21 protein-coding genes are annotated in these 26912 nt (G+C 70.9%); 8 read left to right on the top strand and 13 right to left on the bottom strand.

Translation table 11 applies throughout. The annotated features are described in order from the left end of the window. Positions 1-8: 8 nt before the first annotated feature. Together uvrC and uvrA are read right to left on the bottom strand one after the other, a co-directional pair. A complete protein-coding gene (gene uvrC / locus CFK38_RS11945; protein WP_096804339.1) occupies positions 9-1961 on the bottom strand; it encodes an excinuclease ABC subunit UvrC in 1953 nt (650 codons plus the stop codon). 7 nt (positions 1962-1968) lie between these two features. After that, on the bottom strand, positions 1969-4836 hold the full coding sequence (uvrA, locus tag CFK38_RS11950) for an excinuclease ABC subunit UvrA (protein ID WP_096803271.1): 2868 nt from the start codon (positions 4834-4836) through the stop codon (positions 1969-1971). Between the two features lie 72 nt (positions 4837-4908). Between uvrA and CFK38_RS11955 the strand changes: the two genes are divergently transcribed. After that, complete coding sequence (locus CFK38_RS11955; RefSeq protein WP_096803272.1) at positions 4909-5586, top strand: MBL fold metallo-hydrolase; 678 nt, start codon at positions 4909-4911, stop codon at positions 5584-5586. 83 nt (positions 5587-5669) lie between these two features. Next, positions 5670-7355: a bifunctional 3'-5' exonuclease/DNA polymerase gene (locus tag CFK38_RS11960; protein WP_096803273.1), complete on the top strand. Its 1686-nt coding sequence runs from the start codon at positions 5670-5672 to the stop codon at positions 7353-7355. On the opposite strand, the gene CFK38_RS11965 is transcribed toward CFK38_RS11960, so the two are convergent. Continuing rightward, positions 7330-7809 (bottom strand): hypothetical protein, encoded by a 480-nt coding sequence (locus CFK38_RS11965; RefSeq protein ID WP_096803274.1) that lies wholly within the window; start codon positions 7807-7809, stop codon positions 7330-7332. The genes CFK38_RS11960 and CFK38_RS11965 overlap by 26 nt on opposite strands. 152 nt (positions 7810-7961) lie before the next feature. Here CFK38_RS11965 and CFK38_RS11970 point away from each other — a divergent pair, with 152 nt between their 5' ends. The 4 genes from CFK38_RS11970 (at position 7962) to CFK38_RS11985 (ending at position 11153) form a co-directional block, all read left to right on the top strand. Next, positions 7962-8408, top strand: coding sequence for a pyrimidine dimer DNA glycosylase/endonuclease V (locus CFK38_RS11970; RefSeq protein ID WP_096803275.1), 447 nt, complete (start codon positions 7962-7964; stop codon positions 8406-8408). 511 nt (positions 8409-8919) lie between these two features. Further along, entirely contained in the window at positions 8920-9687 is a 768-nt protein-coding gene (locus CFK38_RS11975) for a transporter substrate-binding domain-containing protein (protein WP_096803276.1), read from the top strand. A gap of 72 nt (positions 9688-9759) precedes the next feature. Further along, entirely contained in the window at positions 9760-10431 is a 672-nt protein-coding gene (locus CFK38_RS11980; protein WP_096803277.1) for an amino acid ABC transporter permease, read from the top strand. Continuing rightward, on the top strand, positions 10428-11153 hold the full coding sequence (locus tag CFK38_RS11985) for an amino acid ABC transporter ATP-binding protein (protein ID WP_275542280.1): 726 nt from the start codon (positions 10428-10430) through the stop codon (positions 11151-11153). The genes CFK38_RS11980 and CFK38_RS11985 overlap by 4 nt, the downstream gene beginning before the upstream one ends. Positions 11154-11804: 651 nt before the next feature. Here CFK38_RS11985 and uvrB read toward each other — a convergent pair. Both uvrB and coaE read right to left on the bottom strand, forming a co-directional pair. Then, complete coding sequence (uvrB, locus tag CFK38_RS11995; RefSeq protein WP_096803279.1) at positions 11805-13910, bottom strand: excinuclease ABC subunit UvrB; 2106 nt, start codon at positions 13908-13910, stop codon at positions 11805-11807. Between the two features lie 51 nt (positions 13911-13961). Next, positions 13962-14618: a dephospho-CoA kinase gene (gene coaE / locus CFK38_RS12000; RefSeq protein ID WP_096803280.1), complete on the bottom strand. Its 657-nt coding sequence runs from the start codon at positions 14616-14618 to the stop codon at positions 13962-13964. A 76-nt stretch (positions 14619-14694) separates the two neighbouring features. Here coaE and CFK38_RS12005 point away from each other — a divergent pair, with 76 nt between their 5' ends. Next, positions 14695-15642, top strand: a complete 948-nt coding sequence (locus CFK38_RS12005; RefSeq protein ID WP_157773483.1) for a trimeric intracellular cation channel family protein — start codon at positions 14695-14697, stop codon at positions 15640-15642. Between the two features lie 46 nt (positions 15643-15688). Here CFK38_RS12005 and aroD read toward each other — a convergent pair whose 3' ends face one another. The 7 genes from aroD to polA all read right to left on the bottom strand — a co-directional run bounded on the left by aroD (position 15689) and on the right by polA (position 24937). Continuing rightward, positions 15689-16564: a type I 3-dehydroquinate dehydratase gene (gene aroD, locus CFK38_RS12010; RefSeq protein ID WP_096803282.1), complete on the bottom strand. Its 876-nt coding sequence runs from the start codon at positions 16562-16564 to the stop codon at positions 15689-15691. Positions 16565-16571: 7 nt separating this feature from the next. Then, positions 16572-17654, bottom strand: coding sequence for a 3-dehydroquinate synthase (gene aroB, locus CFK38_RS12015; protein ID WP_096803283.1), 1083 nt, complete (start codon positions 17652-17654; stop codon positions 16572-16574). Continuing rightward, the gene (locus CFK38_RS12020; protein ID WP_096803284.1) at positions 17651-18193 is read right to left on the bottom strand and encodes a shikimate kinase; all 543 of its coding nucleotides are present in this window, start codon (positions 18191-18193) and stop codon (positions 17651-17653) included. The genes aroB and CFK38_RS12020 overlap by 4 nt, the downstream gene beginning before the upstream one ends. Continuing rightward, positions 18190-19464: a chorismate synthase gene (aroC, locus tag CFK38_RS12025; RefSeq protein WP_096803285.1), complete on the bottom strand. Its 1275-nt coding sequence runs from the start codon at positions 19462-19464 to the stop codon at positions 18190-18192. Before aroC ends, CFK38_RS12020 begins: the two co-directional genes overlap by 4 nt. Before the next feature lie 57 nt (positions 19465-19521). After that, a complete protein-coding gene (locus CFK38_RS12030; RefSeq protein WP_096803286.1) occupies positions 19522-20352 on the bottom strand; it encodes an HAD-IIA family hydrolase in 831 nt (276 codons plus the stop codon). 118 nt (positions 20353-20470) lie between these two features. Continuing rightward, a complete protein-coding gene (gene rpsA, locus CFK38_RS12035) occupies positions 20471-21964 on the bottom strand; it encodes a 30S ribosomal protein S1 (protein WP_096803287.1) in 1494 nt (497 codons plus the stop codon). Between the two features lie 255 nt (positions 21965-22219). Next, a complete protein-coding gene (gene polA, locus CFK38_RS12040; RefSeq protein ID WP_096803288.1) occupies positions 22220-24937 on the bottom strand; it encodes a DNA polymerase I in 2718 nt (905 codons plus the stop codon). Between the two features lie 63 nt (positions 24938-25000). Here polA and CFK38_RS12045 point away from each other — a divergent pair, with 63 nt between their 5' ends. Next, positions 25001-25495, top strand: coding sequence for a hotdog fold thioesterase (locus tag CFK38_RS12045; protein WP_096803289.1), 495 nt, complete (start codon positions 25001-25003; stop codon positions 25493-25495). Between the two features lie 36 nt (positions 25496-25531). Here the strand turns inward: CFK38_RS12045 and CFK38_RS12050 are convergent, their stop codons facing one another. Next, positions 25532-26890 (bottom strand): ABC transporter substrate-binding protein, encoded by a 1359-nt coding sequence (locus CFK38_RS12050; protein WP_096803290.1) that lies wholly within the window; start codon positions 26888-26890, stop codon positions 25532-25534. Positions 26891-26912: the final 22 nt, after the last annotated feature.

Consider the following 26912-nt stretch of genomic DNA (forward strand, 5'->3'; position numbering starts at 1 on the left):
AGGGATGGTCAGCGGTCGATGATCTCGCCGGTCGCCGTGTCCACGGCGACGCCGAGCGCCGCGTCCTCGATGACGGTGCCCGCTTCCGCGTTCTCGTCCGACGCCGCTGCGCTCCCCTGGTCGGATCGTAGCGCGAGCGCGATCTGCGCCGCCAACGCGGGCCCGATCCCGTCGACCTCGGCCAGCTGCTCCTCGCTCGCCTCCCGGATCGCGGAGACGGTCACGAAGCGGTCCAGCAGGGCGCGTCGACGGGCGGGCCCCAGCCCGGGGATGCCGTCCAGGGCGCTGGCCTGCATGGCACGGCCCCGTTTGGAGCGGTGGTAGGCGATCGCGAAGCGGTGGGCCTCGTCCCGCAGCCGCTGCACCAGGAACAGCGCCTCGCTGGTGCGCGGCAGGATCACCGGGTGCTCGTCGCCGGGCAGCCAGATCTCCTCGAGGCGCTTGGCGATCCCGGCCAGGGCGATGTCGGTGATGCCGAGGTCGTCCATGGCGCGCTGGGCGGCGGCGACCTGGGGCGGGCCGCCGTCGACCAGGAGCAGGGAGGGCGGGTAGGCGAAGCGCCGCTTGTCCTCGTCGGACTTCTCCGGCGGATCCAGATGATGCTTCAGGCGGCGGCTGATGACGTCGTACATCGAGGCGGTGTCGTCGCGGGCGGCCTCCCCGCTGACGGAGTAGCGGCGGTACTCGCTCTTCTTGGGCAGGCCGTCCTCGAACACCACCTGCGACCCCACGACGTTGGTGCCCGAGGAATGGGAGATGTCGAAGCACTCGATGCGCAGCGGCGGCTCGGCGAGGTCGAGCGCCTCCCCCAGGTCCTCGAGCGCCTTGGTGCGGGCGGTGAGGTCGCCGGTGCGCTTCAGGCGATGCAGGCGCAGCGCCTCGGTCGCGTTCTCCCCGACGGTGAGCAGCAGATCCTTCTTCTCGCCGCGCTGCGGGACCCGCAGGTCCACTCGCGCCCCCATCAGCTCCTGGACCTGCGCCCGGTTCGTCGGCAGCACCGGGACCAGCACCTCCTTGGGGGCGATGCCGTCGGAGTACAGGGTGGTCAGCGCGCGCTCGATGAGGTCGGGGGCGGCGGAGTCGTCGAGGATCTCGGCGGTCCATCCCCGCTGGCCGCGGATCCGGCCCCCGCGCACGTGGAAGACCTGCACGGAGGCCTCGAGCTCGTCCTGGGCGAAGCCGATGAGATCGGCGTCAGTGGCGTCCGAGAGCACGACGGAGTTCTTCTCCATCACCTTCTCCAGCGCGCGCAGGTCATCGCGCAGGCTCGCGGCGGTCTCGAAGTCCATCGCGGCGGCCGCGGCCTTCATCTGCCGTTCGATGCGGCGGATGTAGGTCGAGGTGTTGCCGGCCATGAAATCGGCGAACTGCTCGGCCAGCTTCCGGTGCTCGTCCTCGGAGATGTCCCCCACGCAGGGGGCGGCGCACTTGCCGATGAAGCCCAGCAGGCAGGGCCGCCCGGAACGCTCGGCGCGGCGGTACACCCCGGCGGTGCAGGAGCGGATCGGGAACACCCGCAGCATCAGGTCGAGGGTCTCTCGGATCGCGCCCACCTGCGGGTAGGGCCCGAAGATGCGGTCCCCCTTGGCGCGGGGCCGGCGGGTGATGTGCACCCGCGGCACCGTCTCCCCCATCGTGATCACCAGGTACGGGTAGGACTTGTCGTCGCGGAACTTGACGTTGAACCGCGGATCGAACTCCTTGATCCAGGTGTACTCCAGGGTGAGCGCCTCGACCTCCGTGCCCACCACGGTCCACTCGATGCTCGCGGCGGTGGTCACCATCCGCCGGGTCCGCTCGTGCAGGACGGCGAGATCCTGGAAGTAGTTCACCAGGCGCTGGCGGAGGTTCTTCGCCTTGCCCACGTAGATGACGCGGCCGTGCTCGTCCCGGAACCTGTACACCCCCGGGCGGGTGGGGATGGTGCCGGTGGCGGGGCGGTAGGTCGCGGGATCGGCCATCATCCGGTCACCTCTTCCCGGGCAGTCCCGCTCGTCCGGTGGTCACCATCGGGGCGAGGAAGTGGCCGGTATAGGAGCCGGGCGTCTCGGCGACCTGTTCGGGGGTGCCGCTGGCGACGATCCGTCCGCCGCCCGAGCCGCCCTCGGGGCCGAGGTCGATGACGTGGTCGGCGGTCTTGATGACATCGAGGTTGTGCTCGATCACGAGCACCGTGTTGCCCTTGTCCACCAGCCCGTTCAGCACCTCCAGCAGTTTGCGGACGTCCTCGAAGTGGAGGCCCGTGGTGGGTTCGTCCAGCACGTAGATGGTGCGGCCGTTGGAGCGCTTGTGCAGCTCGGAGGAGAGCTTGACGCGCTGCGCCTCGCCGCCGGAGAGGGTGGTCGCGGACTGGCCGAGCTTGACGTAGCCGAGGCCCACGTCGACCAGGGTCTGCATCTGGCGGCGGATCGCGGGGACCGCGTCGAAGAACACCAGCGCCTCGGCGATCGACATGCCGAGCACCTCGGCGACGTTCTTGTCCTTGAACGTCACCTCGAGGGTCTCGCGGTTGTACCGCTGGCCGTGGCAGACCTCGCACTGGACGTAGACGTCCGGCAGGAAGTTCATCTCGATCTTCAGCGTGCCGTCGCCGGAGCAGGCCTCGCAGCGGCCGCCCTTGACGTTGAAGGAGAAGCGCCCCGCGGTGTAGCCGCGGATCTTCGCCTCGTTGGTCTGGGCGAACAGGGTGCGCACCCGGTCCCACACCCCGGTGTAGGTGGCGGGGTTCGAGCGCGGGGTGCGGCCGATGGGCGACTGGTCCACGTGCACCACCTTGTCGAGGTGCTCGAGCCCGGTGACCCGCTTGTGGCGACCGGGCACGATGCGGGCCCGGTTGAGCTCCTTGGCGAGCACCGAGAACAGGATGTCGTTGACGAGCGAGGACTTCCCGGAACCGGAGACCCCGGTGATCGCGGTGAGCACCCCGAGAGGGAAGGAGACGTCCTGCCCGGCGAGGTTGTTCGCGCGGGGACCGACGACGGTGAGCATCCGCTCCTCGTCGACCGGCCGGCGCTCCGCCGGCAGCGGGATCTCCAGCTCGCCGGAGAGGTAGCGGCCGGTCAGGCTGTCGGGGTTGCGCTTGAGGTCCGCGACCGCGCCGGAATGGACCACCCGGCCGCCGTCCTCGCCGGCCAGGGGGCCGATGTCCACCACCCAGTCGGCGGAGTTCAGGGTGTCCTCGTCGTGCTCGACCACGATCAGGGTGTTGCCGAGGTCGCGCAGGCGCTCGAGCGTGCCGATGAGCCGGGCGTTGTCCCGCTGGTGCAGGCCGATCGAGGGCTCGTCGAGCACGTACAGCACACCGACCAGGCCGGAGCCGATCTGGGTGGCGAGCCGGATGCGCTGGGCCTCGCCGCCGGACAGGGTGCCGGCGGCGCGCGCGAGATTGAGGTAGTCCAGCCCCACGTCGAGCAGGAAGCCGAGTCGGGAGCGGATCTCCCGCAGCACCTCGTCGGCGATCTTCGCCTCCCGCTCCCCGAGCTCGAGGCCCTCGTGGAAGGCGAAGGCCTCCCGGATCGACATCTCGGTGACCTCGGCGATGGAGCGACCGCCCACGGTGACCGCGAGCACCTCGGGGCGCAGCCGCGCGCCCTGGCAGGCGGGGCACGGGACCTCGCGCATGAACTGCTCGTAGCGCTCCTTGGCCCAGTTCGATTCGGTGTCGTTGTGGCGACGCTCGAGGAAGTGCATGACGCCCTCGAAGCCGGTGGAGTAGGTGCGCTCGCGGCCGAAGCGGTTGCGGTACTTCACATGGACCTGGTGGTCCTTGCCGTGCAGCAGCGCCTCCTGGGCGCGCTGCGGCAGAGCTCGCCACGGGGAGTCCATGGAGAAGCTGAGCTCCTCGGCGAGGCCGGCCATCACCTCCAGGTGGCGGTCCGTGTGACCCATGGCCCAGGGGGCGATCGCCCCCTCGGCCAGCGTCAGGTCCTCGTCGGGGATCACCAGCTCGGGATCGACCTCGAGCCGCTGACCGAGGCCCGTGCACTCCGGGCAGGCGCCGTAGGGGGCATTGAAGGAGAAGGTGCGCGGCTCGATGTCGTCGATCGCCAGCGGATGATCGTTCGGGCAGGCGCGCTTCTCGGAGAAGCGGCGGGTGCGGCCCGGATCGTCCTCGTCCAGGTCCACGAAGTCCACCAGCAGGATCCCCTCGGCGAGCCGCAGCGCGGTCTCCACCGAGTCGGTGAGCCGGCGCCGGGAGTCCGGCTTCGCGGCGAGCCGGTCCACGACCACCTCGAGGGTGTGCTTGAACTTCTTGTCGAGGGTGATCTCCTCGTCGAGCCGACGGTTCTTCCCATCGATCCGGGCCCGGGCGAAGCCCTGTGAGCGCAGTGAGCTGAGGAGGTCCACGTGCTCGCCCTTGCGTCCCTGGACCACGGGGGCCAGCAGCTGGAAGCGGGTGCCGGGCTCCTCGCCGAGCAGGGTGTCGACGATCTGCTCCGCAGAGGAGGAGCTGACCTTCTCCCCGCAGATCGGGCAGTGCTGCTCGCCGGTGCGGGAGAACAGCAGGCGCAGGTAGTCGTAGATCTCGGTGATGGTGCCGACGGTGGAGCGCGGGTTGCGGTTGGTCGACTTCTGGTCGATCGAGACCGCCGGGGAGAGCCCCTCGATGAGGTCGACGGAGGGCTTGTCCATCTGGCCCAGGAACTGCCGGGCGTAGGCGGACAGCGACTCCACGTACCGGCGCTGCCCCTCGGCGAAGATGGTGTCGAAGGCCAGGGAGCTCTTCCCGGAACCGGACAGCCCGGAGAACACCACCAGCTTGTTGCGGGGGATGTCGATGTCGATGTTCTTGAGGTTGTGCTCGCGCGCACCACGGACGACCAGGGATTCACTCACCGGGCCATCCTAGAGGCGGAACCCGCCCTTCGAACAGTTGTTCGGAGGAGAGGTGGGCGACATACTGGGTCCATGAGCGATCACGAGTACACCGGACATGTCGAGCCCGGCGACGAGCCGATGGTGCGGGACCTGCGCCACGTGCAGATCCGCAAGCTCTCCGTGGGGCCGATGAACAACAACGCCTACCTGCTGACCTGCCGGTCGAGCCGAGCGCAGCTGCTGATCGACGCCGCCGCGGACACCGACGCGCTGCGCCGCATGGTCGCCGCGGGCGGGGAGCACAACGGACTCGATCTCATCGTCACCACGCACAGCCATCACGACCACGTGGGCGCGCTCGCGGAGATGATCGCGGCCACCGGCGCCCGCACCGCCGCCGGCGAGGCCGACGCCAAGGAGATCACGGAGCGGATCGACGTGCCCCTGGCGCATGGCGATGTGCTCGGGTTCGGCGAGCAGCAGGTCGAGATCATCCATCTGCGCGGCCACACCCCCGGCTCGATCGCGGTGCTGCTGCGAGCCGGGAACGAGGGCGACCACCTCTTCACCGGCGACTCCCTGTTCCCGGGCGGGGTGGGCAACACGAACCGGGATCCCCAGCGCTTCACGCAGCTGATCGACGACGTCGAGCAGCGGCTCTTCGACCGGCTCGGGGACGAGACCTGGGTGTACCCCGGGCACGGTGACGACACCACCCTCGGCGCCGAGCGCGCCTCGCTGCCGGCCTGGCGCGAGCGGGGCTGGTGACCGCTCCCCCGCCGTCCGCCCCGGTGCCTCCCGCGCCGGCGACGCCCACGTGGTGCGTCCTCGGTCGCGGGGACGGCGAGCGCATGCGCCTGGTGGCGCTGGATGCGGACGGCGGGCGGCTCGACGAGGAGGAGACCGGGGCCGACGGTCTCCCGGCGCTCGTGGCCCGGTGGGAGGCGGAGCACTCCCCGCGCTGGGTGTGGAGCGATGCGGCGGCCTGGTCTCCGCGACTGCTCGCCGCCGGGGTGAGGGTCCAGCGCTGCCACGATCTGCGGCTGGTGCACCGGATCCTCCGCCACTCGGCGCTCGTGCATGACGCGCAGGCACTGCGTGCGGCGGACGTGTGGGACACCCCGCTGGATCCTCCGGAGCCGGTGCGGGATGCGGGCGCGACGCTGTTCGACCTCGAGGCGACGTCCCCGCGCTCCGGCGCGGTGCCCTCCGACCTCGAGGAGACGCTGGCCGAGCACGCCCGGCAGCGCACTGCGCTCTCCCGGGCCGAGGATCCTGCCCGCCTGCGGCTGCTGGTCGCCGCCGAATCGGCCGGGGCGCTGATCGCCGCCGAACTGCAGGCGGCCGGGATCCCGTGGGACGTGACCGAGCACGATCGGATCCTCACCGCCGCGCTCGGGCCGCGCCCTGCTCCCGGCACGCCGCCGTCACGGATGGTGGCCGCCGGCGCCGAGGTGCGCGCCGCGCTCGATGACCCGCTGGTGCCGCTCGATTCCCCGCCGAAGCTGCTGCGCGCCCTGCACCGCGCCGGGATCGACGTCCCCTCCACCTCGCAGTGGGAGCTGCAGCAGCACCAGCACCCGGCGATCGAGCCGCTGCTGCGCTATAAGAAGATGTCGCGCCTGCTCACCGCCAACGGATGGACCTGGCTGGACGAATGGGTGCACGAGGGCCGCTACCGGCCGGTGTACGTGCCGGGCGGGGTGGTGACCGGGCGCTGGGCCAGCAGCGGCGGTGGAGCGCTGCAGATCCCGCGGCAGCTGCGGCCGGCCCTGCGCGCCGATCCGGGCTGGCGCCTGATCAGCGCCGACGTCTCCCAGCTGGAGCCCCGGGTGCTCGCGGCGATGTCCGGTGACACCGCGATGATCGCCGCCGGGGCCGGGAAGGATCTCTACTCCGGGATCGTCGAGGCCGGCATCGTGCAGACCCGGCAGGAGGCGAAGATCGGGGTGCTCGGGGCCCTGTACGGAGGCACCACCGGGGACAGCGGACGGGTGGTGCCGCGGCTGCGCCGGAACTTCCCTGCGGCGATGGCGCTGGTCGACGGGGCGGCCGCGACCGGGGAGCGCGGCGGGACCGTGACCACCTGGCTGGGCCGCTCCTCCCCCGCGCTCGAGGAGTCGTGGTCACAGGCGCAGCGCGCCGCGAACCAGGTCGATGCAGCGGCCGGACAGCAGGAGGCGGCGCGACGCTCCGCCCGGGAGCGGGGCAGGTTCACCCGGAACTTCGTGGTGCAGGGCACGGCGGCCGAATGGGCGCTGTCCTGGATGGCGGCGCTGCGGCTGCAGCTCGCACGCTTCGAGGAGGTGCCGGAGACAGTGGCGGCCGCGGCATCGGGTCCGGTGTTCTCGCGTCGTGCGCACCTGGCGTTCTTCCTCCACGACGAGGTGATCGTCCACGCCCCCGCAGAGCAGGCCGAGGCCGCGGCGACGGCGATCCGCGAGGCGGCCGATGCGGCCGGGCGCCTGCTGTTCCCCGGCAGCGCGATCGACTTCCCCCTGGATCTGAAGATCAGCGAGCGCTCGGCGCAGAAGTAGGCTCCGCCCCCTCCGGTGCGGGCTCGGGGCCCTCACCGCGATCCGACAGCACGTCCATCACGAGCGAAAGCGCCCCGGAGGCGAGGCCCATCGCCACCCGAGGAGCCGGCACGCCGCGACGTCGCAGCGAGTTCTCGATCCCGCGATCGATGACGAGGCTCGCGGCGCCGGCGCCTGCGATGAGCCCGCCGACCACGAGCGGGAGGGCGGCCCGGGTGACCTGTCGTCGCCTCGTCCGGCGAGGGGCTGCCGGCGCGGAACCCTCCTCGGCGGGCCGGGCCGGAACGCGTCGCAGGGCGGCGAGGACGACCCCGGCGCCGGCGGCGGCCGGCAGCACGACGTAGACGGCCCGCACTGCGTACGGCAGGCGGTGGAGCGGGATCATCCCGACCCCGGTCGCCAGGACGGCGCTGGTGGCGAGCGAGATGATCCGGGACTGCGGAGAGCGGGACACCTGGGTGCTCCTCGACGGAGGGTGCGACGGACGATCGGGGCCCGACGCTATCGAGCCGCAGCCTCCGCCGCGCACCGACGATCGTCGCGCTCAGGGGTGACCTTCGCAGGGACCGTGCCCTGCGGCGACCGGTCGTGCGGCACGATGGGCAGATGCGACTGTGGTCATTGCACCCCCGCCACCTCGACCGTCAAGGGCTCACCGGCTGCTGGCGGGAGTCGCTGCTGGCCCAGGCCGTCCTGGCCGGACGCACGACCGGCTATCGCGCCCACCCCCAGCTCGAGCGCTTCCGCGCGCAGAACGATCCGCTCGCCGCCGTCGGTGCCTATCTCGCCGTCCTGGCCGAGGAGGCCACGGCGCGCGGATACCGCTTCGATCACTCGAGGATCGACTCCTCCCCCGCCGACGGAGCGGGAACTGCGCAGATCCCTGTCACCGACGGGCAGCTCGCCCTCGAATGGAGGCATCTGCTCGCAAAGCTCGAGCACCGCAGCCCCGAGCGCTGGCAGCGCGAGCACGTCCTCGCCGGCCCCGAACCTCATCCGCTCTTCGCGGTCGTTCCCGGGGCCATCGAATCCTGGGAGCGCGAGCCCGGATGAGCCGGGGCTCCGCACTCCGGATCAGCGCTCCGGACCATCCAGCGCGATGCGCGCCGTCCCCGGAACCTGCAGCGGTGCCGCGCCGCCGATGACGATCAGCGGACGACCCGCGCTCCGGGCCCCGTCGGCGAACGGCCCGACCGCATCGCCGCCACCACCGGCGGAGCCGGCTTCCGACTCGCCGACTGTGTGGACGAGCTCTGCCGAACGGTGGTGGAGCGGGCTGCCTGAGCCTCGAGCGGTCGATCACCGCACCATGGCCGCTGGGGACGCGGGGCACGCTCTCCCCGTCGTGCGAAACGTCGCCACATCACGGTTGGAGAACACTTCGCGGTATATGCGTCGAATAATTGACTCCCCAGACCACGCACCATAGCGTCACCAGCACGCGCATTTCATGATCTCGCGTTTCAATGACGACTCCGGATACGAAACTGGCTCCCCAGGAAGGCTCTCCGTGAACCTGATCAAGCGATTCAAGACCATTGCGGCAGTATCGACGACACTTCTGATGGCAGGCACTCTGGCCGCCTGCGGCGGCTCGGCCGAGGAGAGCAGCGGCGGCCTGCAGGACACCTACGTCGTCGCCACCGACACCTCGTTCGTGCCCTTCGAGTTCAAGGAGGACGGTGAGTACGTCGGCTTCGACATCGACATCGTCAACGAGATCGCCGACCGGGCAGGATTCGAGATCGAGCTGGAGACCACCAACTTCGACGGGATCATCCCCGGCCTGCAGACCGGGACCTTCGACATCGCGATCGCCGGCATCACCATCACCGAGGATCGGGCCGAGGTCGTGGACTTCACCAGCCCGTACTACCAGTCCGGCCTGCGCATCGGCGTCCCGGTCGACAACACCAGCATCACCAGCGTGGAGGACCTCGAGGGTCTGACCATCGCCACCCGGCTCGGGTCCACCAGCGCCGACTACATCGAGAACAACATCGAGGGCGCGACCGCGAACACCTACGAGCAGCTCGACCAGGCGTACCTGTCGGTCGAGGGCGGCGGTTCGGACGCGGTGCTGTACGACGCCCCGAACGTGGAGTACTACATCAAGACCACCGGCGGCGACAGCCTGAAGATCGTCGGTGAGCTGCTCGAGGCCCAGAACTACGGCCTCGCCGTCTCCCAGGGGAACGAGGAGCTGCTCGCGGCGATGAACGAGGCCCTCGCAGCCATGATCGAGGACGGCACCTACACCGAGATCTACAAGGAGTGGTTCGGCAGCGAGCCGGAATGGCTGGACGAGCTGGCCGAGTCCCAGGTCAGCTGACCCTCCTCGGATGAACCTCAACATGAACGGGTGGGCCGGTCCGGCCCACCCGGAGGAGAAGGTGAGTGCCGTATGAGGACTCTGCTGAGCTTCGACTGGATCGGCGTCCTCGATTTCCTGCCCCAGCTCGGCGTGGGCATGCTGTTCACGCTGCTGATCTCGGTCGTCGGACTGGTGATCGGGTTCGTGCTGGGCGCGATCTTCGGACTCGCGCGACTGAGCCGGTTCACGGTGATCAACTGGATCGCCACCGCCTACATCGAAGTGGTGCGCGGAACCCCCCTGCTGGTGCAGGCGATCTGGTTGTTCTTCGCCCTGCCGCTGATCATCCACTACACGCTGCCGTCCGTGCTCGCCGGCATCATCGTGATCGGCGTCAATTCCGGCGCGTACATCGCCGAGATCGTCCGCGGTGCCGTCCAGTCCATCGACAGGGGCCAGATGGAGGCGGGCCGCTCCCTGGGGATGACCCACCACGTCACCATGCGCAAGGTGATCTGGCCACAGGCGTTCAAGCGGATGATCCCGCCCCTGGGCAACCAGTTCATCATCAGCATCAAGGACACCTCCCTGCTGTCGGTGATCCTCGTGCCCGAGCTGCTGTTCCAGGCCCGGACCATCGCCTCGAACCAGTTCAATGCGGTGGAGATCTACACGGCCGTGGCCATCTGCTATCTGGCGATCACACTGACCCTGTCCGGCGTGCTGCGCCTGACCGAGAAGCGTCTGGAGCTCCGGGCATGATCATCGACATCCAGGACCTGCACAAGTCGTTCGGGACGAACGAGGTCCTCACCTCCATCGACCTGTCCGTCGACGACGGCGAGGTGGTCTGCGTGATCGGACCGTCCGGGTCGGGCAAGAGCACCTTGCTGCGCTGCATGAATCGGCTGGAGGAGATCACCAGCGGGGAGGTGGTGGTGGACGGTCACCGACTGACCGACCCCAAGCTCAAGATCGACACCATGCGTGCCGAGATCGGCATGGTGTTCCAGCAGTTCAACCTCTTCCCGCACAAGACCGTGATCGAGAACATCATGCTCGCCCCGCAGATGGTGCGCCGTCTCGGCACGGAGAAGGCGCGTGAGCGGGCCCGGGCCCTGCTCCGCAAGGTCGGCCTGTCGGACAAGGAGCTGGAGTACCCGAGCCGGCTCTCCGGCGGCCAGCAGCAGCGGGTGGCGATCGCCCGGGCGCTCGCGATGGAGCCGAAGATCATGCTGTTCGACGAGCCGACCTCCGCCCTCGACCCGGAGCTGGTCGGCGAGGTGCTCGCGGTGATGAAGGATCTCGCCCTGGAGGGCATGACCATGGTGGTCGTCACCCACGAGATGGGCTTCGCCCGCGAGGTCGGCGACCGGCTGATCTTCATGGACGAGGGCAGGATCGTGGAGGAGGGGGTCCCGGCGACGGTCTTCGACCATCCGCAGGAGACGCGCACGCAGTCGTTCCTGGACAAGATCCTCTGAGGCACCACCCGGGCGCTGCGCGGGCGGTACCGCGGCGCGTCAGCGGTCGCTCCGCGCGGGCTCCGAACCCGCCCTGCTGCCGCGCCGCGGACGAACACCTCAAGACATGTGTGGAGGATCTGCGCCGAATCTTGCGCTGATCCTCGCCGGTAACCACCGATCGACTTGAGGGAGCCGTCGTGCAATGGAGACGACACGAGAACGTGGCCGGGCCCGGTACGCCCGGCGGAACGATCCTGGTCCGTCCGCTCGACGCCTCGCGCCGACGCAGAGCTCGGCACTGCCGCCAGAAGGGCAACACACATGGCCAGCCTCACCCCACCGACATGGCATCCGCACGGAACCGGCGTCGGTGCCGCCCTCTCCCCTCCCGCCCCGCCCCTCCGGACCTCAGACGCACCCATGAGCCGACCCGAGAACGAGCTCGTGACCGCGACCGAGCTCACGGATCCCGATGGCGACGCGCTCACGATCACTTCGGACCGCGCCGGCACCTGGATCACCGGCAGCAGCGGCGGTGACGAGGTCACCGTCGGCCCGTTCCCGATGGGCGTTCTGAGAGCCGCCCTGACGCAGCAGCGTCTATCGTCGGGGAGCTCTCGCCGGGGAGGTCCGGGGCGGTGATCCCGGCGGCCGCGATGCGGGTGCCGGTCAGCTCGACCGCTGCACCGCCCGCAGCTCCTTCTTCAGCTCCTGCACCTCGTCGCGCAGCCGACCGGCGACCTCGAACTGGAGGGTCTCGGCGGCCTGGTGCATCTGCGCGGTCATCTCGTCGATCATCCCGGTCAGTGCGCCCACCGGATCATCCCCCAGGTCCACGCTGCGGCCCTTGACCGCATCGACGGCGTTCGAGCGCGCCCGGTCGGCGGCCACCCGCTCCTTGCCGGAGCGGTAGTCCGTGGCCATCAGGGTGTCGGTGTCGATGTCCTCGCGGGCCAGCATGTCGGTGACGTCCGCGATCCGTTTGCGCAGCGGAGTGGGGTCGATCCCGTTCTCCTCGTTGTACGCGATCTGCTTCTCGCGGCGCCGGTTGGTCTCGTCGATCGCGGACTGCATCGAATCGGTGATCCGGTCGGCGTACATGTGCACCTGGCCGGAGACGTTGCGGGCGGCGCGGCCGATGGTCTGGATGAGGGAGGTGCGGGAGCGCAGGAAGCCCTCCTTGTCCGCATCGAGGATCGCCACCAGCGAGACCTCGGGCAGGTCCAGACCCTCCCGCAGCAGGTTGATCCCCACCAGGACGTCGAACTCGCCGAGGCGCAGCGAGCGCAGCAGCTCGATGCGGCGCAGCGTGTCCACGTCGGAGTGCAGATACTGCACCCGCACCCCGTTCTCCAGCAGGAAGTCGGTGAGGTCCTCGGCCATCCGCTTGGTGAGCGTGGTGACCAGCACGCGCTCGTCGCGCTGGACCCGCTTCTCGATCTCCTCGCGCAGATCGTCGATCTGGCCCTTGACCGGCTTGACGACGACCTCGGGATCGACCAGGCCCGTCGGGCGGATGATCTGCTCGACGTAGCCGTCGGCCCGGCCCAACTCGTAGGCGGCCGGGGTGGCGGAGAGGTAGACGGTCTGGCCGGTGCGCTCGGTGAACTCGGAGAAGGTCAGCGGCCGGTTGTCCAGCGCCGAGGGCAGGCGGAAGCCGAAGTCGACCAGGGTGCGCTTGCGGGAGCGGTCCCCCTCGTACATCGCCCCGATCTGCGGGACGGTCACATGCGACTCGTCGATGACCAGCAGGAAGTCCTCGGGGAAGTAGTCCATGAGCGTGTTCGGTGCGGTGCCGGGCTCGCGTCCGTCCAGATGACGGGAGTAGTTCTCCACCCCGTTGGTGGAACCCATCTGGCGCAGCATCTCGAGGTCGTGGGTGGTGCGCATCCGCAGCCGCTGCGCCTCCAGCAGCTTGTTCTGGTGCTCGAGCTCCTCGAGCCGCTCGGCGAGCTCGATCTCGATGGTGCCGATCGCGCGGGAGAGCCGCTCCGGGCCCGCCACGTAGTGGGACGCGGGGAAGATGTGGATGTGCTCCTCCTGCCGGATCACCTCCCCCGTCATCGGATGCAGGGTGAAGATCGCATCGATCTCGTCGCCGAAGAACTCGATGCGTATCGCGAGCTCCTCGTACATCGGGATGATCTCCACGGTGTCACCGCGCACCCGGAAGGTGCCGCGCTCGAAGGCCACGTCGTTGCGGTCGTACTGCATGTCCACGAAGCGGGTCAGCAGCTCGTCGCGGTCCAGCTCCTGGCCGGTGCTGAGCTGCACCATCCGGTCCACGTACTCCTGCGGGGTGCCCAGGCCGTAGATGCAGGAGACGGAGGAGACCACCACCACGTCCCGCCGGGTCAGCAACGAGTTGGTGGCGCTGTGGCGCAGCCGCTCCACCTCGGCGTTGATCGAGGAGTCCTTCTCGATGTAGGTGTCCGACTGCGGGACGTACGCCTCGGGCTGGTAGTAGTCGTAGTAGGAGACGAAGTACTCCACCGCGTTGTGCGGCAGCAGCTCGCGGAACTCGCTGGCGAGCTGGGCGGCGAGGGTCTTGTTGTGCGCCATGATCAGGGTGGGCCGCTGCACCTGCTCGATCAGCCAGGCCGTGGTCGCGGACTTGCCGGTGCCGGTGGCGCCCAGCAGCACCACATCCTGCTCCCCGTCGTTGATCCGCCGGGTGAGGTCGGCGATGGCGGTCGGCTGATCGCCCGAGGGGTTGTACTCGGAGACGACCTCGAAGGGATGTTCGGCGCGGACCAGATCGGTGACGGGACGCATGTTCCGAGCCTACGACCCCCGGCCGACGGGCGACACAGCCGTGCGGCGTGGTCAGCGCAGGGCAGAATCCCCAGGATCCCCGGGACCGGTCCCGAGCACGGCGAGCATCCCGTCCAGGGCATGGCGGGCGCGGGCGGCGAGCGTCTCCCGATCGGCGGTGTTGAGCACCAGACGATCGGCGCGGCGGATCCGCTCGAGGTCGGTGACCTGCGCGGCCATGATCGATTCGACGTAGGCGCGGTCCTTGCCGCGGTCCCGGACCACCCGGTCGATGCGGTCCTCGCGCCGGGCGAGCACGGCGACGACCCCCCGATACTCTGCCTCGTGGTGCTTCTCGAGCAGCAGGGGGCTGTCGTGGACGACCACCCGCTCCCCTGCCCGGGCCGCCTCCGCCTCCTCGGCGGCGACGGCGATGTCGACCCGGGACAGGACGAGGCGTTCGAGGTCCGCTCGCGCGTCGCCGTCGGCGAACACCAGACGGGCCAGGGCGGCGCGGTCGATGGTGCCGCCGAGGGTGCGGAACTGCTCGCCGAAGCGGGCGACGGCGTCCTCGACCCCGTCCCCGGGCACGTCCAGGACCCGGCGGGAGTGGGCGTCGAGGTCGATCACGCGAAGCCCGGCGCGGCGCCAGAGATCGGCGACGGTGGACTTCCCGGAGCCGATGCCGCCGGTGAGGCCGAGGCGCAGCGGTGAGGTGGCGTGGGGCATGCACCGATGGTACGGCCCCGTAAGAGCCATCACGCGATGGTTCCCGCTGGTGAGGCCGGGGTCGTACCGTATCGGGGTGGACCCTCTCGAACTGCTGATCACCAATGACGTGCTGCGCTTCATGGACCTGCTGGGCGTGTTCGTGATGGGGGTCGCGGCCGGTGCGCTGGCCTCCCGGCTGAACTTCGACGCGGTCGGTTTCGCGGTCATCGGCATCATCGCCGGCCTCGGCGGCGGCATCGTGCGTGACCTGGTCCTCGACTACGGCGTCCCCGCAGCGTTCGCGGATCCGTGGTACCTCGCCTGTGCGCTGGGCGGGGCCGGCTTCAGCTTCGTCATCGCCGCGGACGGCGCCTGGTGGCGGCACCTGGTGTCCGTGCTGGACATCACCGCGATGGGGCTGTGGGCGGCCACCGGCACCGCGAAGTCCCTCGGCTACGGACTGGACGTGCTGCCGGCGATCCTGCTCGGCATCACCAGCGCGGTGGGCGGCGGGGTGATCCGCGACGTGCTGGTGGGGCGGATCCCCGCGATCTTCGGGGGCGGCCCGCTGTACGCGACCGGTGCGCTGGTCACCGCGATCCTCACCTGGACGGTGGTGGCGCTGGGCCTGCCCTCTCCGCTGGTGCTGATCGCCGTGGCCGTCGGCTCGCTGCTCGCCGGCGTCGCGGCGTGGCGGCGCTGGACGCTGCCCGGCCACAGCGAGTGGCAGGTGACGATGTCCGCCGCGCAGCTGAAGCGTCTGGTGCGCCGGACCCGCAAGCGCGAGCGTGAGCGCGTCGCCCTGGAGACCGGCACGATCCCCGTGATCGCTCCGGACAGCGACGACCTCGCCGATGATGCGGCGGCGGAGGACCTCGACCCCGCGGGCTACGAGGACCGCGTCTTCGAGGCCGCCGCGGCCGAGGAGCTGCCCGGCTCCCACGAGCCCGAGCCCGAGCCCGAGCACCGGGCTCCGAACGCCGGCCCGTCCGGTGACGACGACCCGGCGGCCGAGGGGGATCCGGCGGGCGAGAGCCGCTGAGCCGCGTCCGGGCCCGGTGCCCCGCCGCGCCGGCCCCGGGCCGGGATCAGGGTCGCAGCAGCTCGAGCATCCCTGCGACGTCCTGCGCTCGCAGCTGGCCCGGCGCGGACCCCTCCCCGACCGTCGCGAAGGTGGCGGCGCTGGCGAAGGTCTCGGCGGCGACGCGGCTGCTCGCGCCCAGCGGGCCCATGCTGATCGCGATATGGGGACCCGAGAGATCCTCGGCGGCGGTCAGGCTGGCCGAGAGCAGGGTGAGGACGTCGCGGGGGCCGCGGGGGGTCACCGCGATCTTCGGGACATCCGCGCCGAGCCGGCGCTGGGCGCGCAGGATCTCCACCAGCTCCGCCTCGGACGGGGTCGTCTCCATGTCGTGGAAGGAGCCGACGACCACCGTGCCGTGACGGTGGGCCGCGGAGATGACGCGAGCGACCGTCGCCGGAGCTCGGGAGGTCTCGATGTCGACCAGGTCCACCGGGGACTGGGTGCCGGCGCGGCGGACCGCGATCAGGGACTCGAGCAGGATCCCCAGGTCGCGGTCGGCGATCGCTCGGGCGCCGCCCTCGGCCGCGGTGCGGAAGGTCACCAGCAGCGCCCGGTCCGGGCCCAGTCGCGCCCGCAGCGCGGGCAGAGCGGCCAGCACCGCCTCGCGATGCTCGCCGATGTCCTCGAGGTCGGACCGGAAGCGGTCCAGCCGCCATTCCAGGATCCGGGCAGGGGTGCTGACCGCGGCGTCGGCCTGGGCCAGCAGCTCCTCGGTCTCGGAGCCGACCAGCGGGACGATGATCTCGGGCCGGGCCCTGCCCAGCTCGATCCCGCGCACCGTCGCCGTGCGTCGGCGCGCATCGGTCTCCGGCACCGCGGCGGCCTCGGCTGCGGCGGTGTCGGCGGGTGTCGCGTCGTGGACGGGGTGCTCGTCGTTCATGGGATGCTCACTCCTCGGTGATCGCGGCGTAGGCGGACAGCAGCAGGGCAGGGTCGGGACCTTCGATGCGGGAGACCTTCCCGATCCGATCCAGCACCACGAAGCGCAGCAGACCGGCGCGGGTCTTCTTGTCCCGCTTCATGGCGTCCTCGAGCTTCGGCCACTGCCGATCACGGTAGGTGGTGGGCAGGCCCAGCGAGGTGAGGATCTCGCGGTGGCGATCCACCTCGGCCTCGGAGAGCTTGCCCGACAGGTGGGAGATCTCGGCAGCGAACATCATGCCGATGCTCACCGCGGCGCCGTGGCGCCACTGGTAGCGCTCATTGCGCTCGATGGCGTGGGCGAGCGTGTGGCCGTAGTTGAGTATCTCGCGCTCCCCCGCCTCTCGCAGATCGGCCGAGACCACCCGGGCCTTGACCCGGATCGCACGCTCGACGACCTCGCGGAACTGCTCCGTGGCGACGTCGAGGGCCGCCGCGGGATCCTGTTCGACGATGTCCAGGATGCGCGCGTCCTCGATGAAGCCGGCCTTGACCGCTTCGGCGAGACCGGCGGCGATGTCGTTCGCGCCGAGGGTGCCCAGCACGTCGAGATCCGCGACCACGGCGATCGGCGGGTGGAAGGCGCCGACGAGGTTCTTGCCCTCGGCGGTGTTGATGCCGGTCTTGCCGCCCACGGCCGCGTCGACCATGGCGGCGACCGTGGTGGGCACCTGGAGGACGTCGATCCCGCGCAGCCAGGACGCGGCGACGAAGCCGGCCAGATCGGTCGCGGCCCCGCCGCCCAGACCCACCACCAGGTCGCTGCGGCCGATCTCGGCCTGGCCGCAGACTCCCCAGAGGAAGCCGGCGACCTGGGCGGTCTTGGCCTCCTCGCCGTCGGGGATCTCGGCGGCGAAGGCCTGCCGGCCGGTCTCGGCGATCGCGCTGCGCACCTGCTCCGCGACGTCGCGCAGGCTCGGCTGGTGCACGATGACGATGCGTCGCACGCGCGCGGGCACGAAGGCGGGGAGGTCGGCGAGCAGACCGCGGCCGACGTGCACGTCGTAGCCGCCGGTCGGGGTGGTCACGGGGATGACCGTCGTGCTCATGAGGTCTCCTTCTCGGGGTGGGTCGTGGGATCGTCGCGCAGGACGCGGAGGATGGAGCGGGCGACCCGGGCCGGGGTGCCGTGGCCGGAGTCGATGCGGAGCGCCGCCAGCTCGCGGTAGCAGGGGCCGCGCTGCACGGCCAGCTCCCGCCAGCGGGACATCGGGTCCTCGCCCGACAGCAGCGGGCGGCCCGTGCCGTGCGCGATCCGGCGGGCGGCGACGCTCTCGTCGACGTCGAGCCAGATCACCGGCGCGCCCCGCAGCAGTTCCCGGGAGCCGGGGTGCAGCGGGGCACCGCCGCCGAGGGACAGCACCCCGGGGTGCTCCTGGAGCGCTCGGGCGAGGGTCGCGGCCTCGAGCTCGCGGAAGGCCGCCTCCCCGTCGGCGGCGAAGATCTCGGGGATGGTGCGACCGTCGGTCTCCACGATCAGGGCGTCGAGGTCCGCGAACGGGACCTCGAGCCGGGAGGCGAGAGCGCGGCCGACGCTGGTCTTCCCCGCGGCCATCGGGCCGATGAGGATGGCGAGGGGGCCGGTCACGGAGCGGGGTCCGGACGGCGGTCGGTCAGCGCCGACTGCAGATCCTGGGTCCCCTCCAGGTGAGCGCGGATCTCGGCCACGGAGTCGCCGCCGGTCTTCTCCAGCAGGGCGTCGGCCAGGGTCAGCGCGACGACGGCTTCGGCGATCACCGCCGCCGGGGCGACGGCGCAGGTGTCGGAGCGCTGGTGGTTGGCGGTGGTCTGCTCACCGGTGGAGACGTCGACGGTGCGCAGCGCGCGGGGCACTGTGGAGATCGGCTTCAGGGCACCGCGCACCCGGATGACCTGGCCGTTGGTCATGCCGCCCTCGATCCCGCCGGCGCGGTTGGTCACGCGCGGGTAGCTCCCCGAGGAGGGAGAGCCGGGCCCGGGCCCGGTCCGGGACTCGTCGATGGCGAGGATCTCGTCGTGGGCGGCGGAGCCGCGGCGACCGGCGGTGGCGAAGCCGTCCCCGATCTCGACGGCCTTCATCGCCTGGATGGACATGATCGCCTGGGCGAGCCGGCCGTCCAGACGGCGGTCCCACTGGATGTGGGAGCCGAGGCCGACGGGGGCGCCGTAGGCGAGGACCTCGACCACGCCGCCGAGGGTGTCGCCGTCGGCCTTGGCGGCGTCGACCTCCGCGACCATCGCGGCGGAGGTCTCCCGGTGGAAGCAGCGCAGCGGATCGGCGTCCAGCGCCTCGAGGTCCTCCGGGGTGGGCAGGTCCGCATCCTCGGGCACCCGCACCGCGCCGACCTGCAGCGTGTGCGCGACCAGCCGGATGCCGGCGGCCTGCTCGAGCAGGGCCGCGGCGACCCGGCCGGCGACGACCCGAGCGGCGGTCTCCCGAGCGCTGGCGCGCTCGAGGATCGGCCGGGCCTCGTCGAAGCCGTACTTCAGCATCCCCGAGAGGTCGGCGTGTCCGGGACGGGGACGGGAGAGGGCCCGGTTGCGGGCGATCTCGCGCTCGTCGCCGGTGCCGGCATCGACCAGCAGGTCCTCACGCGGGACCGGATCGGCGCTCATCACCTTCTCCCACTTCGGCCACTCCGAGTTCGCGACCTCGATCGCCAGCGGCGAGCCGAGGGTGCGGCCGTGGCGGAGCCCGCCGTGGACCGTCAGCACGTCCTGCTCGAACTTCTGCCGACTGCCGCGGCCGTGCCCGAGCCGGCGCCGTGCCAGCGCCGCCTTCAGATCGTCACTGGTCAGCTCGATACCGGCCGGGACGCCGTCGAGCAGGGAGATGAGGGAGGGGCCATGGGATTCCCCGGCCGTGAGCCAGCGCAACATGGCCTCGAGTCTCTCATGCGGCGCAGCCTCCCCGCCCCGGCGTCCAGGGCCGGCAACTCAGTCCTCGTCCAGCTCCACGGACGGCACCGGGGTGAGCTGCTCGACCAGCGGGACCACGTCGGCGATGCCGTCCAGCACCGCCGTGGGCCGGTACGGGTACTGCGTGATCTCCTCCTGACGGGTGGAGCCGGTCAGCACCAGCACGGACCGCATCCCGGCCTCGAGCCCGGACTTCACATCGGTGTCCATCCGGTCGCCGATCATGATCGAGGTCTCCGAATGGGCACCGATCCGGTTCAGCGCGGTGCGCATCATCAGCGGATTGGGCTTGCCGATGTAGTAGGGCTGGATCCCGGTGGCGGCCGTGATCATGGCCGCGACCGCTCCTGTCGCCGGCAGCGGACCTCCGGCGCTGGGGCCGGAGACGTCCGGGTTGGTGGCGATGAACTTCGCGCCGCCGGTGATCAGACGGATCGCCCGGGTGATCGCCTCGAAGGAGTAGGTGCGGGTCTCCCCCAGCACCACGAACTCCACGTCGGAGTCCGCGAGGATGAAGCCCTCCTCGTGCATCGCGCTGGTGAGCCCTGCCTCCCCGATGACGTAGGCGGCGGCGCCGGGCTGCTGCTCGGCCAGGAAGCGTGCGGTGGCCAGCGCACTGGTCCAGATGGACTGCTCCGGGATATCGATCCCGCTGCGGGACAGCCGGGCCCGCAGATCCCGCGGGGTGAAGATCGAATTGTTGGTCAGCACCAGGAACGGACGCCCGAACCGCTGCAGGGCGGCGATGAACTCGGCGGCACCGGGCAGCGCGGCCTCTTCATGGACCAGCACTCCGTCCATGTCGGTGAGCCAGGAGTGGATCGGGTGGTCATCGAGAGTCGTGGTCATGGCACCAGTGTGCCGTCTCCGCCGCGCCGCCGCCCAGCCCGTTCACGGTCCGCCGACGGGAACGGCCCGGCCCCCGCGCGATGCGGGGACCGGGCCGTTCCTCGGAAGGATCCGAGGATCAGTTGCCGGTGAGCTTGGCGCGCAGGGCGGCCAGGGCCTCGTCGGAGGCCAGGGTGCCCTCGTCCGAGGAGCTCGACTGGTAGGAGGACTGCGCCGCGGCGGGGGCGGCGGGCTCCGAGGAGGACGAGCTCGTGGACGCGGCGGCCGGAGCGTTCGCGGACTCCTCGTCGGCCTTGATGGCCTCGATGACCTGAGCCTTGTGCGCGGTCCAGCGCTCGTAGGCGGCCGCGTACTGGCCCTCCCACTCCTCGCGCTGGGTCTCGTAGCCCTCGAGCCACTCGTTGGTCTCCGGGTCGAAGCCCTCGGGGTACTTGTACTCGCCGTTGGCGTCGTACTCCGCGGCCATGCCGTAGAGCGCGGGATCGAAGGTGGTGTCGTCACCCTCGGGGTCGACGCCCTCGTTGGCCTGCTTGAGCGAGAGGGAGATCCGGCGACGCTCGAGATCGATGTCGATGACCTTGACGAAGACGTCCTGGTCGACCGTGACGACCTGCTCGGGCAGATCCACGTGGCGCTGAGCCAGCTCGGAGATGTGCACGAGGCCCTCGATGCCGTCCTCGACACGCACGAACGCGCCGAAGGGGACCAGCTTGGTGACCTTGCCCGGGACGACCTCGCCGATGGCGTGGGTGCGGGCGAAGAGCTGCCACGGGTCCTCCTGGGTCGCCTTCAGCGACAGGGAGACGCGCTCGCGGTCCATGTCGACGTCCAGGACCTCGACCTTGACCTTCTGGCCCACCTCGACGACCTCGGAGGGGTGATCGATGTGCTTCCAGGACAGCTCGGAGACGTGCACCAGGCCGTCGACACCGCCGAGATCGACGAACGCGCCGAAGTTGACGATGGAGGACACGGCGCCCTCGCGGACCTGGCCCTTCTGCAGGGTCTGCAGGAAGTCCGAACGGACCGCCGACTGGGTCTCCTCGAGGTAGGCGCGACGCGACAGGACCACGTTGTTGCGGTTCTTGTCGAGCTCGATGATCTTCGCCTCGATCTCCTGGCCGACGTACGGCTGCAGGTCGCGGACGCGACGCATCTCCACGAGGGAGGCGGGCAGGAAGCCGCGCAGGCCGATGTCGACGATGAGACCGCCCTTGACGACCTCGATGACGCGGCCGGTGACGACGCCCTCGTCTTCCTTGATCTGCTCGATCGTGCCCCAGGCGCGCTCGTACTGGGCGCGCTTCTTGGACAGGATCAGACGGCCTTCCTTGTCCTCCTTCTGGAGGACCAGGGCCTCGATCTCGTCGCCGACCTCGACGACCTCACCGGGGTCGACGTCGTGCTTGATGGACAGCTCGCGCGAGGGGATGACGCCCTCGGTCTTGTAGCCGATGTCCAGGAGGACCTCGTCGTGATCGACCTTCACCACAGTGCCCTCGACGATGTCGCCATCGTTGAAGTACTTGATGGTGGCATCGATGGCGGCCATGAGTTCGTCGGCGCCGCCGATGTCATTGATGGCGATCTGGGGGGTCGTGGTGTCGGTCATGTAGGTAAGGACTCCGTCGGGACAGGAAATGAGTAGGGTCGATGGACGTGCCGGCCCTCCGCGGAGGGCCGGTCGGTGCCCGGGCGGCGCTCGACGTGGTGACCACGGCGGCGTCGGCTCGCGCACAGACCTCGGAAAGCCTAACAGCCCGGCCGCAGATCCGCGAGGACCAGGGCATCGACCGACGGCGCCCCCGATGTGACTTCCGTCCTGTCGGGCCCTGCCCGCCGCTCCGGCTCCGCCCGGGGCGTCCGCTCAGTGCGCGGCCTCACGCCAGGTGCGGCCGATGCCGACACCGACCTCGAGCGGGACGGACAGCTCGTAGGCCGAGTCCATGCCGTCCTCGACGAGGGCTCGCACCCGGTCCAGCTCCCCCGGCGCGACCTCGACCACGAGCTCGTCGTGGACCTGCAGCAGCATCCGGGAGGAGAGCTCCGCCTCCCGCATCCGGCGCTCGACGGCGAGCATCGCGAGCTTGATGATGTCCGCCGCGCTGCCCTGGATCGGGGAGTTCAGCGCGACCCGCTCGGCGTTCTCACGGCGCTGACGGTTGTCGGAGGTGAGATCCGGGAGGTAGCGCCGGCGACCCAGCAGCGTCTCGGTATATCCGGTGCCCCGGGCGGTCTCCACGCTGTGGTGGAGATAGTCGCGCACCCCGCCGAACCGCTCGAAGTAGCCGTCCCGCAGCGCGGACGCCTCGGCCCGGGAGATCCGCAGCTGCCGAGAGAGGCCGAAGGCGGACAGGCCGTAGGCCAGGCCGTAGCTGACGGCCTTGGTCTTCGAGCGCATCGCCGGGTCCACCGCGTCGGGGCTCACCCCGAACACGCGGGAGGCGACGAAGTTGTGCAGGTCCTCCCCCGAGCGGAAGGCCTCGATCAGGCCGGTGTCCTCGGACAGGTGCGCCATGATGCGCATCTCGATCTGCGAGTAGTCCGCGGTCAGCAGCGTCTCGAAGCCCTCCCCGGCGACGAACACGTCCCGGATCCGCTGGCCCTCGGCGGTGCGCACGGGGATGTTCTGCAGGTTCGGCTCGGTGGAGGCGAGACGACCGGTCGCCGCGGCGGTCTGCTGGAAGGTGGTGTGCACGCGGGAGCCGGCATCGACCACCTTGTCCAGCCCCACCAGGTACCCGGTCAGCTTGCTCATCTCGCGGAAGCGCAGCAGCCAGGACAGGAAGCGGTGCCCGGCGGAGTCGGGGTCGAGCGACTCCAGCAGATCGGTGAGGGACTCGGCGTCGGTGGAGTGGCCCGAGGAGATCTTGCGCGTGGTGGGCAGACCGAGGGTCTCGAACAGCACCACCTGGAGCTGCTTGGGCGAGGCGAGGTTGACCTCTTCCCCGACGATCTGCCCGGCCTCGCGCTTGGCCTGCGCCACGAAGCCCTCGAACTCGTCCCGCAGGGTCCCCAGCGCCTCCTGGTCGATCGCGATGCCGCGCTCGTGCATCGTCTCGAGCACGGTCTGCAGGGGCTGTTCGAGGTCGTCGAGGATGCTGCGGGCCCATGGCTCGCCGGCGGTGCGGGCGGTGAGCTCCTCGGCCGCGGGGTGCAGCGCCGCGGCCGCGGCCGCCAGGCGGGCCCCGGCGCGGGCGACGTGCTCGGCCCGCACCTCCGGGGTCTCCTTCTTCAGGGTCGACTCCGCGGGCTTGCGGGGCTTCGGCTCGAAGCTCGCGCCGCCCAGATCGGTCGCGAGCGCCTCGGCGTCGTAGCTGCGCGCACCGGGGCGCAGCACGAAGGACTCCAGCGAGAGGTCACGCGCTCGCTCCCCCAGCCGGTACCCGTTCAGCTCCAGCCAGGCGCGGACCGCCGGGGCATCCGCGACCCGGATCTCGGTGGCGGCGGCGAGGGCGGCGGCGAGCAGGTCGGTGGCCTCGGGGTCCAGTCGTCCCAGCTGGATCGCCCCTGCCACGGTGGGGGTCGCGAGGCCGACCAGGGCCCCGCCGCGGACGTCCTCCACGGCGTCGAGGGCGAGCACGTCGCCGCCGGTGTCCAGCAGCTGCTGCAGCGTGGCGGCGTCCTGGACGTCCAGGACCTCTGCGGCCTGCGCCGCCTCCTCGGCGGCCTCCTCGTCCGCCCCCTCGCCCAGCAGAACGGCCGGGAGGTCACGACGGATGGTGTCACCGAAGGCGAGGTCGTCGAACACCTCGAGCACGCGGGCGCGGTCTCCCCTGCCCAGGGCGTAGTGCTCCGCGTCGGTGGGGAGGTCCAGGGTGGTGAAGGCGGCGTTCATCAGCCGGTTGCGCTCGACGTCCGCGAGATGATCGCGCAGGGACTGGCCCGCCTTGCCCGTGATCTCCTCGGCGTGGGCGATCACGCCGGGCAGGTCGCCGTACTGGACGATCCACTTCGCGGCGGTCTTCGGGCCGACGCCGGGCACGCCCGGGAGGTTGTCCGCGGCCTCGCCCACCAGGGCCGCGAGATCGGGATAGCGCTCAGGCCGGATGCCGTACTTCTCCTCCACCGCGTCCGGGGTCATCCGACGCATCTCGGTGACGCCCTTGATGGGCTGCAGCAGGGTGACCTTCTCCCCGATCAGCTGGATCGCGTCACGGTCGCTGGAGACGATCAGCGCCTCATCGCCCGCCTCCTCGGCGCGGGCGGCGAGGGTGGCGATGATGTCGTCGGCCTCGTAGTCCTCGTAGGTCAGCCACCGCACCCCGAGCGCGTCGAGGACCTGCATGATCAGGTCGATCTGGCCGTGGAAGGCCGGTGGGGTCTCGTCGCGGCCGCCCTTGTACTGGTCGTAGATGCGGTCGCGGAAGGTGCCGCCGGGCAGGTCGAAGGCGACCGCCACATGAGTGGGGCGCTCGGAGGCGACCACGTTGATGATCATCCGGGCGAAGCCGTACACCGCGTTGGTCGCCTGGCCGCGGCCGTCGCTGAAGCCATCGGCGGGCAGGGCGAAGAAGGCCCGGAAGGCCATCGCGTGCCCGTCGATGAGAAGGATGCGCTGGTCGTCGGTGTCACTCGCACTCATGGGGAGCAGTCTCCCACGTCGCTGAGGCGCTCGCGGCCTGCTCGGCTGTGGCACGCTCGGGGCATGAGCGACTCCCTGCGCACCCCCGATCCCTCACCGGCCGCGTCCGTCCCGGGCGGTGCCCCCAGCGCGCCGCCGGTCAGCGACGAGCTGCGCGAGCACTTCGCCCCGCTGCTGCAGGGGACGCTCCTGGAGCGCTGCGGGATCGAGCTGCTCACCCTGGACGCGGGCGGCGGCACGGCGACGATGCCCGTGCAGGGCAACACCCAGCCGGCCGGGCTCCTGCACGGCGGTGCGACCATCGCGCTGGCGGAGTCCATCGCCTCCTTCGCCGCACTCCTGCAGGCCCGTGCGGCCCACGGCGACGGGGCGCAGGCGGTGGGGACGTCGGTCTCGGCCCTGCACCACCGCTCGGCCCGCAGCGGCAGGGTCCTCGCCTCCTGCACGCCGCTGCATCTGGGACGTCAGGTGGCCAATTATCAGGTCGATGTCCACGACGAGCAGGGAGGACTGCTGAGCACCGTGAGCGTCGCGACCCAGCTGCTGCCGCCGCGCTGACGTCCGCTCATCGGCGGCGCCGGGCCACGCTGCGGATCATCCGGCGGCTTCGAAGCTCGTCGCCGCGCCGCCCTCCAGCGCGTGCGCCGCAGACCAGGAGTACTCGCGCAGCTCCCCGATCCGGGCGTCGGAGAGGGGTCCCAGTTCGAGCTTCCCCATCCGTCCCTCGTAGGCCACGGTCGCGCGGTCCTGGGTCTCGAGGGCCGTCCGCATCACCCGCCGGCAGGTCTCGTAGTCGGTGCAGGCCTCGGAGCCGGTGAGGATCGCCGGGACCGCCGCGGCCAGTGCCGTGCCGGTCACCGACAGTGCGTGCTGTGCGGCCAGGCAGGCCATGGTGAACGCGTCGTACCCCTGCTGGGAGTAGGCGAAGCCCGTGCGCAGGAAGTCACTGCTGCGGTTGAGCATCATCGCTTCGTGCTCATCGGTGATCTCGCCCCCGGGCTGGTACCCGGTGGCGGAGGTCAGGCATTCCGGGAGCAGCTCCTCGGCGACCGGCAGCTGTGAGTAGTCGACCGTCGCGGCCGGGGAGAGGCGCGCGGGGATCTGGATCGTGGGGCGGCCGTCCTCATCCAGGGTGGCGGCGTACAGCGCGGAGAGGAAGGGCGCCGATTCCTGACCGCCGTTGAGCACCAGCAGCGCCGGTGGCTCCTTCAGCACGGCCTTCACCCGGGCACCGATGTCGCCGAGGTCTCCCACCGGGTAGAACTGCTCGGACACGATCCGCCCGCTGCGCGGGTTGAGGTAGAGCTCCAGCTCCTGGAGCAGGCTGCGTCCCTGGGCGGTGTCCTCGGAGAGGAAGGCGACCGTTCCCGGGGTCCCGCCGTCGGCGGAATCGGTGCCCAGCGCGATCTGGCTGTACTGCGCGGCGAGGATCCGGTCATCGGGAGCCAGCCGCATCAGCAGGTTCGCGGTCTGCACCTCTGCGGCGCGCACGCTCATGCCCGAGGTGAACACGTCGATCACCGCCAGGCCCGCCTCGACGATGGCGGGCATCGCCGCGATCAGCGACTCCTCGTCGATCGAGGTGATCAGGCAGGTCGCGCCCGCGCCGGCCAGCTCCTCGATGACCCCGGTGAGATCTTCCCCGGGCTCCTGCATCACGTGGCGGTCGAGGAGGGTGACCTCGTGACCGAACAGGCCGTCCCAGCGAGCGTTGACGTCGATCCGCGCCTCCTCGAGGGAGACGGAGATCGCCTCCTCGAAGGCGGCCATCCGGCCGTAGGTCGCACCGATCTGTCCGATCGCCAGCGGGGTGTCGGGCTCCTCAAGCGCCTGGGCGGTGGGAGGAGGCTGCGTCGGTCCGGCCCCCCGGCCCCGCCCGCAGCCGGTCAGCGCGCCGGCGCCGAGGATCCCGGCCCCGAGACCGCGCACCAGGGCGCGTCGTGTGATCGCCATCGTCGTGCAGTCCCCCTCTCCG

Source organism: Brachybacterium vulturis (assembly GCF_002407185.1).
GTDB classification, from domain to species: Bacteria; Actinomycetota; Actinomycetes; order Actinomycetales; family Dermabacteraceae; genus Brachybacterium; species Brachybacterium vulturis.

Coding starts and splice junctions, on each gene's coding strand:
- CFK38_RS11955 (WP_096803272.1), top strand. CDS start 4,909: ATGAGCGATCACGAGTACACCGGACATGTCGAGCCCGGCGACGAGCCG.
- aroD (WP_096803282.1), bottom strand. CDS start 16,564: ATGAACGACGAGCACCCCGTCCACGACGCGACACCCGCCGACACCGCC.
- coaE (WP_096803280.1), bottom strand. CDS start 14,618: ATGCCCCACGCCACCTCACCGCTGCGCCTCGGCCTCACCGGCGGCATC.
- CFK38_RS12045 (WP_096803289.1), top strand. CDS start 25,001: ATGAGCGACTCCCTGCGCACCCCCGATCCCTCACCGGCCGCGTCCGTC.
- CFK38_RS11970 (WP_096803275.1), top strand. CDS start 7,962: ATGCGACTGTGGTCATTGCACCCCCGCCACCTCGACCGTCAAGGGCTC.
- aroB (WP_096803283.1), bottom strand. CDS start 17,654: ATGAGCACGACGGTCATCCCCGTGACCACCCCGACCGGCGGCTACGAC.
- uvrC (WP_096804339.1), bottom strand. CDS start 1,961: ATGGCCGATCCCGCGACCTACCGCCCCGCCACCGGCACCATCCCCACC.
- CFK38_RS11975 (WP_096803276.1), top strand. CDS start 8,920: ATGGCAGGCACTCTGGCCGCCTGCGGCGGCTCGGCCGAGGAGAGCAGC.
- CFK38_RS11980 (WP_096803277.1), top strand. CDS start 9,760: ATGAGGACTCTGCTGAGCTTCGACTGGATCGGCGTCCTCGATTTCCTG.
- uvrB (WP_096803279.1), bottom strand. CDS start 13,910: ATGCGTCCCGTCACCGATCTGGTCCGCGCCGAACATCCCTTCGAGGTC.
- aroC (WP_096803285.1), bottom strand. CDS start 19,464: ATGTTGCGCTGGCTCACGGCCGGGGAATCCCATGGCCCCTCCCTCATC.
- CFK38_RS11985 (WP_275542280.1), top strand. CDS start 10,428: ATGATCATCGACATCCAGGACCTGCACAAGTCGTTCGGGACGAACGAG.
- CFK38_RS12050 (WP_096803290.1), bottom strand. CDS start 26,890: ATGGCGATCACACGACGCGCCCTGGTGCGCGGTCTCGGGGCCGGGATC.
- CFK38_RS12030 (WP_096803286.1), bottom strand. CDS start 20,352: ATGACCACGACTCTCGATGACCACCCGATCCACTCCTGGCTCACCGAC.
- CFK38_RS11960 (WP_096803273.1), top strand. CDS start 5,670: ATGCGCCTGGTGGCGCTGGATGCGGACGGCGGGCGGCTCGACGAGGAG.
- rpsA (WP_096803287.1), bottom strand. CDS start 21,964: ATGACCGACACCACGACCCCCCAGATCGCCATCAATGACATCGGCGGC.
- polA (WP_096803288.1), bottom strand. CDS start 24,937: ATGAGTGCGAGTGACACCGACGACCAGCGCATCCTTCTCATCGACGGG.